The organism is Mesorhizobium sp. M1088 (assembly GCF_040318575.1).
GTDB lineage: Bacteria > Pseudomonadota > Alphaproteobacteria > Rhizobiales > Rhizobiaceae > Mesorhizobium.
Map to the genome: position 1 here is coordinate 232,305 of NZ_JAMYMO010000004.1, position 14,584 is coordinate 246,888.

Consider the following 14,584-nt stretch of genomic DNA (forward strand, 5'->3'; position numbering starts at 1 on the left):
TTCTCCTTTGGGTATCGGATGAACGCCGCGCCAACCCGAACGATCCAAGAAATCTGCGTGATCGTTGGGTGGGGTCGCACAAGGCGCCATGCACTGCGGCCGCCAGCCACCCCACGGCCTGCCTACTCGCACTGCCTGCGCGGCCCGCCCGAATACGGCTGATAGCTGTTGTCCTCCGGTCGATATGACCGGTAGCGGCTGAAGCAGTATTGCACGTGGTCGAATGAGAGCTCGGCGGCGCCGGGTTCATCCGATGGCGCGTAGCCCTCCACCGACGACGTATCGCTCGCCTCGAAATAGCTGCCGTCATCGGCGGCGCCGAGATAGGGCGAGATGCAGGGGCGCTGTTGTCCGCTGTAGGATGTGTAGTGGTTGTCGTCCGGCCTGTAGGAGCGGTAGCGGCTGGCGCACCATTCCACGTGGGCGGCAGGCAGCGTCTGCTGCTCTTCCGCTGGTGGCTGGATAGAGCCGGTCGCGGTAATGTCGGTTGTCGACGCTGCGGCGGCATCGGTGGGTTTCGAGCTGCGACCGACTTCCGAGGTGCGAACGGGGACCGGGCGGGCCGGGAGGCGTTCGAGGCGCTGCGAGGCCGGGTTCACCGGTCGCGGGTCCTTGGCCCACAGTTCGGCGACGCTGGAGACCGGGGCGGCCGGCCGTACCGGCTTGGCTATTAGAAGCCAGGTGGCGAAGGCGAGACCGCTGGCGAATACGGCGAGCGTCAGCACGAAGCCGCCAAAGATTGCGAACAAGGCTTTCATGCCGCGCTCCTTCGCCTCCCGGTTAAGGAAATGCGGGGGCGGGGAATCCGGTTCCAGGAAAGAGCGGGGCAGGGGTCTTAGGCGGCTTTCAGTGCAGGCCGAATTCGCGCAGCAATTCTTCGCGGTAGCGCACGAAGCGGCTTTCGCTGCGCTCGCGCGGGCGGGGCAGGTCGATGTCGATCAGCCGCGCCGCGCCGCCTTTCTCCTTGGGCAGGATCAGCACCCGGTCGGCGAGGTAGATTGCTTCCTCGAGGTCGTGCGTCACCATCACCATGGTGACGTTCTCCTCGCTCCAGATGCGCGCCAGTTCCTCCTGCATGCCGATCTTGGTCATCGCGTCGAGCGCGCCCAGCGGCTCGTCGAGCAGCAGGATTTCGGGCTGCACGGTCAAGGCGCGGGCGATGCCGACGCGCTGCGCCATGCCGCCCGACAGCTGCCGGGGAAAGGCATCGCTGAATTCGGCGAGGCCGACGAGCGCGATATAGAAGCGCGCCCGTTCCTCGGCCTCGGCCTTTGGCACGCCGCGCACTTCGAGACCGAAGGCGACATTGCCGAGCACGGTCAACCAGGGCAGCAGGCGCGGTTCCTGGAAGATCACCGCACGTTCGGCACCGACGCCGTGCACCGGCTTGCCGTCGATGGCGACGCCGCCGCTGTCGGCAGCCTCCAGCCCGGCAAGGATGCGCAGCAGCGTGGTCTTGCCCGATCCGCTGGCGCCGACGATGACAAGGCATTCGCCCGAGCGGATGTCGAGGTTGAGGGTCCTCAACACGGCGAGCGAGCGCCCACTGATGCTGAACGATTTGGACAGGTCGCGTATGCTGACCTGACCGCCGCTTGTGCTGCTCATCGCGCTCGTCTCCCAACTGGTTGGTCGGTTGCCTTTGTCAGTTGGTCTTGGTTTCGCCCGGCCGGTAGAGGATGTCTGTTGCCTTCAGCTTGCCCTTTGGCAGGCGGCCGTCGCGCTCGAGCACGCTGACCCAGAAGTCGATGTCGCGGTCCGTCGCCTTGGCGCCCTGGCGCAGGCCGAAGCCGGTCCAGTAACGCGCCAGCTCGCCGTTTTCGCCGCGCTTGTCGAGGATTGTGGCGAGCACCTTGCGCGCTTCGTCGGGGTTCTGCAGCGACCAGTCGGAGGCGCGCGCCGATTGCTCGACGAAGTTGCGGGCGGCGTCGGGATGCGCGGCGATGAAGTCGCGCCTGAGCACGACGAAGCCGCCGGCCAGCTCGCCCAGCACGTCGGTGTCATTGAACACGCCACGCACGCCGCCGTTGTCGACGAGGGCGCCGGCAAACGTCGCCTGCCAGTAGCCGAGCGCCGCGATGTCGACCTGGCGGGAGCGCAAGGTCTGTTCGAGCTGCGGTCCGGGCACGACGACGAGATTGGCGGCATCCGGCGGCAGGCCGACGCTGTGCAGCGCCTCGCGCACGGTGTAGTCGAGATGGGCGCCGAGCGTGTTGACGGCGATGGTCTTGCCGGCGATATCGGCGATCGATTTGATCGGGCTGTCGTCCAGCACGTAGAAGACGCTACGCACCTTGCTGTTGATGCCGTTGCTCGGATAGGCGGCGACGAAGTCGTTGCCGCCGGAGATCGAGTTGATCACGGCTGCGGTTGCAGCCGAGCCGATATCGACGCTGCCGGAGGCCAGCGCAAACAATGATTCCGGGCCGCCGCCGGAATAGCCGACATTCTCGACCTCGATACCGAGGCCTTTGAAATAGCCGAGCTCGGCGGCCAACTCATGCGGAGAGATGCTGCCACGGCTGGCGAGGGAGCGGAACTTCACTGGTTCCGCTTCGGCAAAGGCGAAGCGCGGCAGGCCCGCGGCGAGAAGGCCGGCGGCGAAGGGCGCGCCGGCAAGCAGGGAACGGCGGGAGATTTTCATGGTCCGGGTCTTTCCTGATTTGAGTTCTGGCCTGGTTGAGATTGGTAAGGGCGGGTGGTCAGTCGACGGAATTGCTCCAGCGGCAGAGCCGGCGCTGCAGGCTGACCAGCGCCTGGTTTGCAATCAGGCCGAGGCCGGCGAGGATGACGATTGCCGCAAACATCAGCGGGATCTGGAAATTGTATTGCGCGTTCATCACCTGGAAGCCGATGCCCTTGTTGGCGCCGATCATTTCGGAAGCGATCAACAGCAGCAGCGCCGTGGTGGCGCTGAGCCTCAGTCCGACGAAGATCGACGGCACGGCGCCGGGCAGCACGACCCGACGGAAGACGGTGAGCTGCCTGGCACCATAGACGCGGGCCATCTCCAGCAGTTTCGGATCGACTTGCTTGACGCCGCCGATGGTGTTGAGCAGCAGCGGGAACAGCGTCGCCCAGAAGATGACGAATACCTTGGACGCTTCGCCGAGCCCAAGCAGCAGGATAAAGACGGGATAGAGCGCCAGCGCCGAGGTCTGGCGGAAAACCTGCAGGATGGGATCGAGCGCGGTTTCGACCGTGCGCACCTGACCCATGAACAGGCCAAGTGGGATGGCGACCAGCACGGCGGCCGCGAAAGCGAGACCGGCGCGCTGCAGGCTGATGGCGATGTCGCCGAGCAGAGTGCCGCCGACCAGCCCCTTCCAAAGTGCCGCGACAATCATGTCGATCGGCGGCAGCACGGCCGCGTTGACCCAGCCCGCGCTGCTCGACACTTGCCAGATTGCGAGGAAAGCGATGAGGACGCCGTAGCGCGACAGGAAGCGGATGCCCGCCCGGCCACCGAGGCGCAGGAAGTCCGTGCCGAGGCTTGTCGTGCTGTCAGGCGTGCCGAGGCTGGCGGCCTGTTCGATGTGCTGCAAGGTCATCGGGTTGCCTCCTGCTTGGAAAGTATCGGGTTTCTCGGGATTATTCGGCGGCCAGCACCGCCGAGCGGGCGGCGGTCCAGGGGTTTTCCGGCCGCCTGAGGCCGAGGTTCTCGCGCAGGGTCCTGCCTTCATAGGCGGTGCGGAACAGGCCGCGGCGCTGCAGTTCGGGGATCACCAGCTCGACGAAGTCGTCGAGCCCGCCGGGCAGCCAGGGCGGCAGGATGTTGAAGCCGTCGGCGGCTTCGTTGCCGAACCATTCCTCCAGCTGATCGGCGACCTGCGTGGCGCTGCCGATGACGGTATAATGGCCGCGGGCCGTTGCCACCCATTGGTAAAGCTGTCGGATGGTGAAGTTGTGCTCGTCGGCAATCTGGCGGATCAGCGCCTGGCGGCTCTTCATGCCTTCGGTCTCCTTGCTCGGCGGCAGCGGTCCATCGAGCGGATAGCCGGTGATGTCGAGCGTCTGGCCGGCCAGCCCGTTGAGCAGGGCGACGCCGTCTTCGGGCAGGATGAGATCGTTCAGTTGCTGGTACTTGGCGCGCGCTTCTTCTTCGGTGCGGCCGACGAAGGGTGCCACGCCCGGCATGATCAGCACCTGCTCGGGATCGCGGCCGACGGCCGCCACGCGCGCCTTGATATCGCGATAGAATTCCTGCGCCGACGCCAAGTTCTGATGGGCGGTGAAGATGACTTCCGCCGAGTGGGCGGCGAGCTTGCGACCGTCTTCCGATTGCCCCGCCTGCACCACGACCGGGTGCCCCTGCACCGGGCGCGGCACGTTGAGCGGCCCTTTCACGCTGAAATGCGCTCCCTTGTGGTCGATGTCGTGAAGCTTGTCCTTGTCGTAGAAGCGCCCCGATTTCTTGTCGCGGATGAAGGCATCGTCCTCCCAGCTGTCCCACAGGGCCTTGACCGTCTCGACGTGCTCATGCGCGCGGGCATAGCGCTCGGCGTGGGCAGGCTGCGTCTCGCGATTGAAGTTGCGCGCGGTTTCGTCGCCGGCCGAGGTGACGACGTTCCAGCCGGCGCGGCCATTCGACAGATGATCGAGCGAGGCGAATTTGCGGGCGAGCGTGTAGGGCTCCTCGTAGGTGGTCGAGGCGGTAGCGATGAAGCCGAGATGCGTGGTGAGCGGCGCCAGCGCTGCAAACAGCGTCACTGGCTCGAAGCCGGCGATCTTGGCATTGCCGCCTTCGCGGGCGCCGAGCCCGACCGTCAGATTGTCGGCGAGGAAATAGGCATCGAACAGGCCGCGCTCGGCGGTCAGGGCGAGCTGCTTGTGGAACTCGAAATTGGTGGCGCCGTCGGCCGGCGCCTCGGGGTGGCGCCAGGCGGCGATATGCTGTCCGCCGCCGGGCAGGAAAGCGCCCAGTTTGATTTGCCCGGATTTGGTGGATCTGGTCATCGCGGCGTGCTCCTGGACGGATCGGAAAGGGGATCTCGGGTCAGTGGTGCGTTCAGGCGGCAAGGCCGACGCCGTAGGGCACCCCGGTTACACGGCATGCCTCGGCGACCGCCTGCCGGGCGCGGGCGTGGATGGCTTCCGACACCAGCACGCCATTGGCAAAATCCTTGTCGGAGGCGTAGATCGCGGTCGGCATGGTCAGCGCCTCGAAGAAGCCGAACAGCGGCCGCAACTGGTGCTCGACGATCAGCGAATGGCGCTCGCCGCCGCCGGTCGCGGCGAGAATGACGGGCTTGCCCCTCAGCGACGACGGATCGAGCAGGTCGAAGAAATGCTTGAAAAGCCCGGTATAGCTGCCTTTGAAAGTCGGCGAGCCGGCCACCAGGATGTCGGCGCCCAGCAGCCGTTCGACAATGTTGCGCGCCGCCGGGTCGAGGTCGCCGAGGCGCCTTGCCTGCGGCAGGGAAGCGCCGAGATCCTCGATATCGAAGACGGCCGAGGCCGCGCCGATGCTTTCGGCGGCCTGCCCGACGATGTGGCTGACGAACGCCTTGGTCTTCGAGGGCCGGGTCAAATTGCCCGACAGCCCCACCACGAGCTTTTTCGACATTCCTGGCTCCCTCTCAAGCGCTCTATTTTAAGATCTTGGGTCTAGCGATCTAGGTTAAATCTAGAGAGTTTGTAGAATTAAGAGAGTGAGAAAATTTCAAAAGTAGCGCATTGGGCGAACGGAGTTTGCGGCACATCGCCCACAATTGGTTCATTCAATGCGGCGTACTGTGCCGTCGCAGTGCATCGACCAGCGATGCAAAAGCCTGCCAGCACCTTGTCCCGCGGGCTACGGTGAGTCAGGCCAATTTGATTCAAATCCGGCTGTGGATATTTGCTTTTGGGTAAATCGAGGCGGTCATCTTGCCGGCCGGCGGGCAACAGGGAGAAGCCGATGACAAGCGACTTTGCCGCCGCACACCTCCATCTCGAACGAGCCTGCCATTATCTGAGCGGCGAGGACGAGACGAGCCGCACGGCTCGTGCGGCACTGGATATCCTGATCGATGCAATTGTCGCAGCGCAATACAAGCGGCCGGTGGGAGATGTTGTGGAGTTTCCAAGGCCGGCAAAGCTGGGGCAATCCGCAAGCGGGAACGGGTAATCCAACCGGCGGCGTCCCTTTGCTTCCGCCTGATCACATGAACCAGGTTGCCACCAGGCCGATCGTCGCCGAGAAGATGGCGACGGTCGTTGCCCAGCCGAGTATGTTGGTGCTGCGGCTGTTCACCTGATCGCCCATGATCCTGCGGCTGTTCGTCATCAGCATGATGAGCAGCAGCAAGGGCGGTGTCGAGAAGCCCTGAACGATGCCGGACCAGACCAGCGCCTTCATCGGATTGAAGCCGAGAAAGTTCAGGCCAGCGGCGATCGCCGTAAAAAATCCGATGGCGAGGTAAAATTTGGGCGCCTCTCGAGCCCGGGCGTGCAGGCTGTTTTTCCAGCCGATGGCTTGTGCCACGTCATAGGCAGCGCCGGTGGTCATGACAGGAACCGCTAGGAAACCGACGCCGATCACACCTGCGGCGAACAGAACGCTTGCGGCCTGGCCGGCGAGCGGTCGCAGCGCCTCCGCGGCTTGCGCGGCCGTGTCGATATCGTGATGCCCCGCCTTGTAGAGCGTCGCCCCCGTCGACAGGATGATGAAATACATGATGAGATTTGAAAACATCATGCCGATGAGGATGTCCCGGCGCGAGCGGCGGAGTTCGCTGTCGGTAGCGCCCTTCCTTTGGCTGAGCGTTGTGCGCCCCTGGGCAATCTCCTCCTCCACCTCCTCATTGGACTGCCACGTATAGAGATAGGCGGACAGCGTCGTGCCGATGATGGCGACCAGGATCGACAGGAACTCGCGATTGAATTCGATCCTGGGGAGCAGCGTCCCGCGCAGCACCGCCGCGGCGTCCGGCTTGGCCAGAATGGCGGCACCGACATAGGCGAGCAGCGCCAGCGCCAGCCAGCGAAAGATGTTACGGATCAAAGTATAGGAGCCGAAAACCTGGAGGGCGAAGATGAGGGCGGCGACGAACAGCACGATCAGCGGAATGGGAAGCGGCACGAATATGTTGATCGCCGCGGCCATTCCGCCGAGATCGGCCGCTGCCTCGATCGTGTTTCCGATGAGCACACCCAACAGCACCGACCAGAGCAGCCACCGCGGGTAGAAGTCCTTGATGACGTGGAACAATCCGCGACCCGACACCTGGCCGAGCTTCGACGACAGGTAGACGACCGCGTACATCATCGGCAACGTCACCGGAGCCGTCCAGAGCAGGTCGGGTCCGAAACGGGCGCCGGCACTGGCATAGGTGCCTATTGCGGAACAATCGTCGTCGGCCGCCCCTGTTATCAGGCCGAGGCCGAGCGCTCGTCCTATGCCGCCTTTGCCCACCTTCGGTGGGATGGAATGATCGGAACCGGCCTGCCTCATTGCGACGGGACCGGGTTGCGAACGAAAGACGCGGCCTGCCATGCAATAATGGTAAGGATCGGTCGCGGCGCTGGTCTCATTTTGCTTCCTTCAACAACTTGCCCAAACCCGGCGTGCCATGACTTGTTCCGCGACGACGGGACAGGGGTTTTGTCTCAGGCAAAAAAGTTCGGGTTGACCGCTTCCGAACGCGAAGCGACTATCCGTTCGAGGCGAAGATCGCAGGAGGAACTGCAATGGACGAGCCCGGTCAGTGGCGCCACATGTCGAGCGCGCCAAGGGACGGCAGCAGAATGCTTGTCACGGTTCGGCCGTCCGAACAGGGTCCGGCCGAGGTCGACATGGCTTACTGGGCCCGCGCCGATCAGTTCGGCAGCGAAGGCTGGCGCGCCTCCGACTCGTCTCCAGGACGCATCGTCGAATATGCCGAACCCGAACTGAAGTGCTGGATGCCGCTGCCGTCGGCCAATCTCAGCAAGGGATCGATGCCTAGCCCCTGGGAGGGCGAAGATGTGCCGCTGGTGGATGGCTCCGGGATATGAGCGAGCGGGAAGGGTAGTTTTGATCGCTGGCGGGACAGCGCCCCCCTCTGGCCTGCCGGACATCTCCTCCACAAGGGGGGAGATTGGCCCTCATCGCGGCCTTCGCTAATCTCCGACGCTGCAAGAAGGGCGCGGCTATTGAAGCTGCCGATCTCCCCCCTTGAAGGGGAGATGTCCGGCAGGACAGAGGGGGTGTGAAGGAATGCCAACGTCCCGGTTGGCCCGCCTCGTTAGAACAGGAATGCGGCCGTGGCGGGGTTCGGGCCGGTGCGGCCGTCGGGCGAATCCATGCCCCGGATAAGCTCGAGGTCCTTCGCTTCCAACTCGAAATCGAAGACATCGAAATTGGCGGCGATGCGGTCCTGGTGGATCGACTTTGGAATGACGATCAGCCCTTCCTGAAGGTGCCACCTGACGATCGTCTGCGCCACCGACTTGCCGTGTTTCCTGGCGATACTTTCAAGCGTCGGATCGCTCAACAGCCGGCCGCTGCCCAGCGGGCTCCAGCTCTCAATGCGGATGTTGTGCCTGTCGTGGAATTCACGTTTGTCACGCTGCTGGAAGCGGGGGTGGAGCTCGATCTGGTTGACGGTCGGCGTGACGCCGGTCTCGCCGATGATCCGTTCGAGGTGGTCCTGGTTGAAATTCGAAACGCCGATCGACTTGATCCGGCCTGATTGCCTGAGTTCGATCAGCGTCTTCCAGGCCTCGACATATCTGTCCTGGCTGGGCACCGGCCAATGGATCAGGAACAGGTCGATCTGTTCGATGCCGAGCTTGCTCATCGTCTCGTCGAAGGCGCGCAAGGCGGCGTCGCGCTGATGCGCGCCATTGCGCAGTTTCGAGGTGATGAACAACTCGCTTCCTGGGACGCCGGCCGAGCGGATCGCCTGCCCGACACCTTCCTCGTTCTGATAGCCTTCGGCGGTGTCGATCAGCCTGTAGCCGGCCTCGATTCCCCAGCGCACCACCTTGGCGGTGATGGCTGGATCGACCTGCCACACGCCGAGGCCGATTTGCGGAATGGCGGAGCCGTCGTTCAATCTGATTTGTTCAGGTCTATTCAGTGTAATCTGTTCAGGCATGTTCAGGTCCTTCTGCATCGTTCCGCCCGGCGCAGGCTCTATCTAGTCTGAATGGCCGCCAAAGCCAGTCGATATCAGGAGAATGTGAGGAGACGGACGTGAAGCGCTGATCCTCCGCTTCGGGCCGACAGCTCTCTGCGACCCACGGACTCCAGGGAACTCTATACAGGACGACCCCACTATCGCGGATTCTGTGGTATTCTGTGGACGATCCGAGGAGGCGACTGCGTTGACCAACAGCTTGGAAGCCGAAGGGGCAAGAGACTGGTCGCCCCTGCTGGTCGCGGCAGAACAAGGCGATGCGGAGGCGGTTCGATCGGAATTGGCGGCTGGCGCCGACATCAATCAGTCGGACGACGGCGGCTGGTCTGCACTTCACCTTTCAGCCCTCAATGGCCGCACAGCTGTGGTGGAGGCGCTGATCGAAGACCCGGAAATCGACGTGAATGCCAGAAACAAGTGGAAGAGCACGCCCTTGAGCCTTGCGTCGGCCAAGGGACATTACGCGTGTATCTCAGTCCTCGTGAGACACCCCCAAATAGAGATCAACGCGCGAGCTGACTACTACGGCAGAACGGCTCTTATCGAGGCGGCGAAGAACGGGCATCTCGAAGTCGTCAAGTTGCTCGTGGAGAATGGCGCGGAAGTAAATCTGACCGACAAGACGGGGAGAAACAACGCGCTCATCGAGGCTATCAAGGGGCGGCACTACGAGATCGCGGAATACCTGCTGGATTCTGGGAAAGTGAGCTTTATCAACAAAGAGATGAGGCTAAACGCCCTGATCTGGGCTGGCAGCTGCCACAACCCTCAGCTTATCGAAAAGCTGGAAGCCGCGATCCACAGTTTCTTCGACGGCAAATAAGGGCCTCGCCCTTACTGTCGCGGGGCGCGTCCCTATCTCCCGTCACGTCGACGCGCTCGGTGGCGCAAGCGGCCCCGCGGCGCTTCGCATAAATTATTCAACCAAATGGTTGACTATCTCAAAGCGCGCGTCTATATTCAACTACATGGTTGAATTAGAGACACCCCAGATGGACGCGGTTTTTCACGCCCTTGGCGACGCCACCCGGCGGCACATGCTTCGCGATCTCGCTGATGGCGAGAAAACGGTAAGCCAGCTGGCGGAACCCTTCGCGATGTCGCTCGCGGCGGCCTCCAAGCACATCAAGGCGCTGGAGAACGCAGGGCTTATTCGTCGAGAGGTGAGGGGCCGCACGCATCTGTGCCGACTAGCCCCTGGACCGCTGGCCAGCGCCCATCAGTGGCTCAGCTTCTACGAGCGCTTCTGGACCGGTCGTCTCGATGTTCTCGAACGCCTTCTTCGCGAAGAGGACGCACGCAAAGCCCAGGATGAGTCCAGGAAATCGCCCAACCCGAATGAAGGAGACGAGCAATGAACCAGATGAGAAGCATCGACGCCTATGGCGAGCTGAGCGAGCCCGCCACGTTCACCATCCAGCGCCTCTTGCCCGGCCCCATCGAGCGCGTCTGGGCCTATCTCACCGAGAGTGACTTGCGCCGGCAATGGATGGCCGCGGGCCAGATGGAACTGAAGGCCGGCAGCTCGTTCGAATTGGTCTGGCGTAACGACGAGCTGACGGACCCGCCTGGCCAGCGCCCCGCGGGCTTTCCCGAAGAGCATCGTATGGAGGGCCGGATCACCGAACTCGATCCGCCGTCCAAGCTTTCCATCACTTGGGGAAACACCGGCGGCGTCTCCTTCTTGCTGGAGGCGAAGGGTAGCGATGTGCTGCTCACCGTCGTTCATCGCCGCCTGCCGGAACGTGCAATCCAGCTCAACATCACCGCCGGCTGGCACATCCACCTCGACCTGCTGGCCGCCCGCCTGGCGGGCAAGACGCCGACCTCGTTCTGGGACGGCTGGAGCCACCTGCGGGAAGAATACGACCGCCGTCTGCCGGCCTGATGTAACTCGCGGCGGCTATCCCTGAGGTCGCCGCCAGCAACACGAAGCAACGCTGAACCGATGAAACGTGCTTGCATCCCGCAAGCCTGATGGAGGAAGTCATGCGCAAATTGATCGCTGGAATGAAGATTTCCGTCGATGGCAAGATGGAGGGGCCCGAGGGTTACGCCGATTGGGTCGACGCGTGGTCGGACGAATACGGCCTGACGCCGCAAATCGATGCCTGCCTGCTTGGCAGCGTCATGTATGCCGGCTACGAGCGCTACTGGAGCGCCATCCAGAACGAGCCCGACAAGCCGCTGCCGATGACCGGCAAATTGCCGAAGCCGGCCGAGCTAGAATGGGCCCGCTTCGCCGCGCAGACGCCGCATTATGTGCTGTCGAACACAATGACTTCGGCGGCCTGGCCAAAGACGCGCTTCGTGCGGAATTTCGAGGATATCGCTGCGCTGAAACAGCAGCCCGGCAAGGACATCTACCTTATGGGCGGCGCCCGAATTACCGCGAGCCTTATCGATGCCGGGCTGGTCGATGAACTCAGGCTGATCGTCTATCCGCTGCTCGCCGGTGACGGAAAGGCGCTGTTTGGGACGGCGAAAAATCGTCGTGGGCTCGAACTGCGCAAGGTCGAACAGCTTTCGGACGGCCGCGTCGGGCTGGTCTATGGGATCGGCTAAAGCGCGTCGCGTTCGATCGGCCTCATGCGACGCGCTTTTTTCGCGGCATGCATTAGCGCCAAGGTCAGGCAACGACGCCGCGGCAGGCCCAGGCGACATTGGCAAAGGACCTCGGGCCATCGGGCCGGCCGGCCTCGTAGGCGTCGCGCATGGCGGCGTCGGTGCGCGCCCGCTCTTCCGGGTCGAGCGCGGCCACATACTTGCCGAGCGGCCCTTCGCCGGCGGCAATCGGCGCCCAGTAATCATCGAAGTTTTGGTAGTCCATGCGGATCATCAACTGGGTTTCCGTAACGTCGCGGAGACCCTGTTCGACAAAGGTCCGTTTCATTTCACCCGGCTGCATCATCGGCTGCGTGCAATAGCGGGCACGCAGCTGGCGTCCGCCTTCACTGAGCACCGCCACCGTGTCGATCATCATGCGCATCCCCGGCATGCCGCCGAGATGGTCCCATACCGTCGCCGCGACGACGCCGCCCGGCCGCACGACGCGGCGCATCTCGGCGACTGCCTTGCCGGCTTCGGGCACGAAATGGAGCACGAGCAGGGCCAGGGCACGGTCGAACGCGCCGTCCTCAAAGGGCAGGGCGCAGGCATCCGCCTGACGGATTTTTATCCGCGGATCGGTGTTGCGCCGGATTGCCTCCTCCACGAAAACGGCCGAAAAGTCGATCGCCGCGACCTCACCGAGGTCAGCGGCCTTGGCGAGCGCGAAGGTCAGACTGCCGGTGCCGCAACCGACGTCGAGGATCTTTTCGCCGTCCTTGAGGCCCGCGAAACCGATGAACAGCGGCGCGAGCTTTTGGCTCCAGCGGCCCATGAGCTGCTCATAGCCGGCAGCATGGTGAACGTTGAAACTTGAAGTCATCGAACCCTCCCTTAGCATAAGCTAAACCTCGACACAGCGATTGCCAAGGCGGGCGAGCATTCGTCCACCTCGGGGAGCCGTTGGCGAAAGCTAACTTATGGATGCCGGGTTGCTTCGCGGATTGATGTCCCCGCGTCGGCCTCGATTAGCCTCAGCGAGTTATTCGGCCGGCAGCCCGCGACGCTTCAATTCGCTGCGCGGCACCGGATCTCCGACACGGAAGCCGAAGGAAATGACTTTCGTCGCGTCCGGATCGACCTCGCAACGAAAGCTCAGGTCGTACCACTGCCCGTTGACGGGAAAGGGTGCACTGGCGACGTCAAGGACCGTGCCCTCCTTCAACCGATACTTGGGAATGCTGTCAAAAAAATAGGGGGGCGAGGCGTGGAGCAACTGCCCGCCGAGTTCCGTGGCGCAGAGCTGCCCGACCCGTTCGCCGCGCGGCAAAGCAGCCATTGCGATTGTCGCTATCGGATCACCGGTTGCTGCTTCCGAGAACAACGTCTTGGCTTGCTGAAGCTTCAAGGGTTTTTGCTCCTTGGCGACGTTCGCTGGCTTGGGCTTAGGCGGCGCGGATGCGCCAGGCGACGGAGCCGAGTCTCTGCCGTCGACCGCGGTCACGTCCGGCGCCTGTGCAGGGTCCTGTTTATTGGGATCTTGCCGCGCTGGCGGTTGTTCCGAACCATCCTCCGCACTGTTGCCGTCCAGAGACTTGCGAGGACCGGCGTCCTTCTCACCGAATTGGAAGACAGGTCTCTGCGCGGTGACCTCACGGCTCGTCGGCGTCTCGACCTTGGCTTCCGGCTGCTTTTCCGGCTTGGGCGGTTCAGCGGGGGACGGAGGTTTGGTTTTTTCCGGCGGTTTAGGCGGCGGCACGATATCAACTGCGATGGGCTGCTCCTTCTGCGGCTGCGGGGACGACAGCGGCAGTGCGGACAAAAGAAGCGCGGCGGCGAGCAAATGCACGACCGCGGAGGCAGGCAAGGCCCACCCGAATACCCGGCGCTGATCCCGTATGTCGTCTCTCATCGTGACCGGTGTGTGGAATGAAATATTGGCGGCATCAAGCATCGATGCCGCCAGACGTCGAAATAACCTGTTGCGAATCGAAAGTCGGCGGCTGCAATGCGGCGCGGCATCCAATCGTGTGGCGTCGGCGTCCGCGCAGGGGACCGGGCCAGCAGCGCATGCATCAAGTCGTCATTTCAGGCGGCTAGCAGGCACGCCCTCCCGGCACGGTGTCGCCGGTTGAAATCACAGGGAAACCGATAGCCCGCCGTCAACCGCCAGCACGTGCCCGTTGACGTAAGCGGCAGCGTCGGAGGCGAGAAACACCACGGCTCCGCCGAGCTCCTCAGGCTGGGCCCAGCGGCCCGCGGGGGTTCGTGCCTCGACCCATTTGGTGAAGGCCTCGTCGTGCATAAGTGCGGTGTTGAGCTCGGTGGCGAAATAGCCGGGGGCGATGGCGTTGACGGTGATGCCGTGACGGCCCAGCTCAGCGGCAGTGGAGCGTGTCAGCCCGTGCAGGCCCGCCTTTGCCGCCACATAGGCGTGAATGGTGGGGCGGCCAAGGATCGCTGCGACCGATCCGGTGTTTATTATGCGCCCGAACTTGTTTGGCAGCATCAGGCGCACCGCGTCGCGCATCATGCGGAAGCAAGCCGACAGATTGACGGCAACCACATGGTTGAAATCCTCGTCCTGCCATTCGACCAGCGGTTTCCGATGCTGGATGCCGGCGTTGTTGACCAGAATATCGAGGCGGCCGTGGCGTTCGACGATTCCTTCGAGCGACGCCCTTGAGATCGCCGCGTCGGTGACATCGAACGGCAGGGCTTCTGCACCGATCCTTTCGGCCGCCACGGAAAGGGCGGCCACGTCGCGGGCATTGACGATCACCGTCGCACCGTTTTCGGCAAGTGCCTTGGCCATGGCAAAACCAAGACCACGCGAGGCACCCGTGACCAATGCGACACGGCCCTTGAGCGAGAACAATTCCGGCATTGAGATCCCCTATGAAAAGGGCGGGAGTTTCCTCCCGCCCAAAAGC

17 protein-coding genes are annotated in these 14,584 nt (G+C 63.4%); 6 read left to right on the forward strand and 11 right to left on the reverse strand.

The window, feature by feature from the left end:
• Nucleotides 1-122: 122 nt before the first annotated feature.
• The 6 genes from NKH49_RS07600 to msuE all read right to left on the reverse strand — a co-directional run bounded on the left by NKH49_RS07600 (nt 123) and on the right by msuE (nt 5,566).
• Entirely contained in the window at nt 123-758 is a 636-nt protein-coding gene (locus tag NKH49_RS07600) for a BA14K family protein (RefSeq protein WP_352817082.1), read from the reverse strand.
• Between the two features lie 88 nt (nt 759-846).
• Entirely contained in the window at nt 847-1,608 is a 762-nt protein-coding gene (locus NKH49_RS07605) for an ABC transporter ATP-binding protein (RefSeq protein WP_352472198.1), read from the reverse strand.
• Between the two features lie 37 nt (nt 1,609-1,645).
• Nucleotides 1,646-2,644, reverse strand: coding sequence for an ABC transporter substrate-binding protein (locus tag NKH49_RS07610; RefSeq protein WP_352501265.1), 999 nt, complete (start codon nt 2,642-2,644; stop codon nt 1,646-1,648).
• Between the two features lie 58 nt (nt 2,645-2,702).
• Nucleotides 2,703-3,551: an ABC transporter permease gene (locus NKH49_RS07615; protein ID WP_352501264.1), complete on the reverse strand. Its 849-nt coding sequence runs from the start codon at nt 3,549-3,551 to the stop codon at nt 2,703-2,705.
• Nucleotides 3,552-3,591: 40 nt separating this feature from the next.
• Nucleotides 3,592-4,956, reverse strand: a complete 1,365-nt coding sequence (locus tag NKH49_RS07620; protein ID WP_352501263.1) for an LLM class flavin-dependent oxidoreductase — start codon at nt 4,954-4,956, stop codon at nt 3,592-3,594.
• Nucleotides 4,957-5,008: 52 nt separating this feature from the next.
• A complete protein-coding gene (msuE, locus tag NKH49_RS07625) occupies nt 5,009-5,566 on the reverse strand; it encodes an FMN reductase (RefSeq protein ID WP_352501262.1) in 558 nt (185 codons plus the stop codon).
• Nucleotides 5,567-5,899: 333 nt separating this feature from the next.
• On the opposite strand from msuE, the gene NKH49_RS07630 reads away from it, so the two are divergent.
• Complete coding sequence (locus tag NKH49_RS07630; RefSeq protein WP_352817076.1) at nt 5,900-6,109, forward strand: hypothetical protein; 210 nt, start codon at nt 5,900-5,902, stop codon at nt 6,107-6,109.
• A gap of 33 nt (nt 6,110-6,142) precedes the next feature.
• On the opposite strand, the gene NKH49_RS07635 is transcribed toward NKH49_RS07630, so the two are convergent.
• Nucleotides 6,143-7,435, reverse strand: a complete 1,293-nt coding sequence (locus tag NKH49_RS07635) for an Nramp family divalent metal transporter (protein ID WP_352925796.1) — start codon at nt 7,433-7,435, stop codon at nt 6,143-6,145.
• A 236-nt stretch (nt 7,436-7,671) separates the two neighbouring features.
• Here NKH49_RS07635 and NKH49_RS07640 point away from each other — a divergent pair, with 236 nt between their 5' ends.
• Nucleotides 7,672-7,977, forward strand: a complete 306-nt coding sequence (locus tag NKH49_RS07640) for a hypothetical protein (RefSeq protein ID WP_352925798.1) — start codon at nt 7,672-7,674, stop codon at nt 7,975-7,977.
• Nucleotides 7,978-8,207: 230 nt separating this feature from the next.
• Here the strand turns inward: NKH49_RS07640 and NKH49_RS07645 are convergent, their stop codons facing one another.
• A complete protein-coding gene (locus NKH49_RS07645; RefSeq protein ID WP_352501260.1) occupies nt 8,208-9,062 on the reverse strand; it encodes an aldo/keto reductase in 855 nt (284 codons plus the stop codon).
• 229 nt (nt 9,063-9,291) lie between these two features.
• Here NKH49_RS07645 and NKH49_RS07650 point away from each other — a divergent pair, with 229 nt between their 5' ends.
• The 4 genes from NKH49_RS07650 to NKH49_RS07665 all read left to right on the forward strand — a co-directional run bounded on the left by NKH49_RS07650 (nt 9,292) and on the right by NKH49_RS07665 (nt 11,669).
• Nucleotides 9,292-9,927: an ankyrin repeat domain-containing protein gene (locus tag NKH49_RS07650; protein WP_352925800.1), complete on the forward strand. Its 636-nt coding sequence runs from the start codon at nt 9,292-9,294 to the stop codon at nt 9,925-9,927.
• A 145-nt stretch (nt 9,928-10,072) separates the two neighbouring features.
• Nucleotides 10,073-10,462 (forward strand): ArsR/SmtB family transcription factor, encoded by a 390-nt coding sequence (locus NKH49_RS07655; RefSeq protein WP_352501433.1) that lies wholly within the window; start codon nt 10,073-10,075, stop codon nt 10,460-10,462.
• Nucleotides 10,459-10,992 (forward strand): SRPBCC family protein, encoded by a 534-nt coding sequence (locus tag NKH49_RS07660; protein WP_352501259.1) that lies wholly within the window; start codon nt 10,459-10,461, stop codon nt 10,990-10,992. Before NKH49_RS07655 ends, NKH49_RS07660 begins: the two co-directional genes overlap by 4 nt.
• A 101-nt stretch (nt 10,993-11,093) precedes the next feature.
• Nucleotides 11,094-11,669 (forward strand): dihydrofolate reductase family protein, encoded by a 576-nt coding sequence (locus tag NKH49_RS07665; protein ID WP_352501258.1) that lies wholly within the window; start codon nt 11,094-11,096, stop codon nt 11,667-11,669.
• 64 nt (nt 11,670-11,733) lie between these two features.
• On the opposite strand, the gene NKH49_RS07670 is transcribed toward NKH49_RS07665, so the two are convergent.
• From NKH49_RS07670 to NKH49_RS07680, 3 genes are all read right to left on the reverse strand, one after another.
• Nucleotides 11,734-12,534, reverse strand: a complete 801-nt coding sequence (locus NKH49_RS07670; RefSeq protein WP_352501257.1) for a class I SAM-dependent methyltransferase — start codon at nt 12,532-12,534, stop codon at nt 11,734-11,736.
• 159 nt (nt 12,535-12,693) lie between these two features.
• On the reverse strand, nt 12,694-13,605 hold the full coding sequence (locus NKH49_RS07675; protein WP_352541197.1) for a DUF930 domain-containing protein: 912 nt from the start codon (nt 13,603-13,605) through the stop codon (nt 12,694-12,696).
• 183 nt (nt 13,606-13,788) lie between these two features.
• Nucleotides 13,789-14,538, reverse strand: coding sequence for a glucose 1-dehydrogenase (locus tag NKH49_RS07680; protein ID WP_352489988.1), 750 nt, complete (start codon nt 14,536-14,538; stop codon nt 13,789-13,791).
• Nucleotides 14,539-14,584 lie beyond the last annotated feature (46 nt).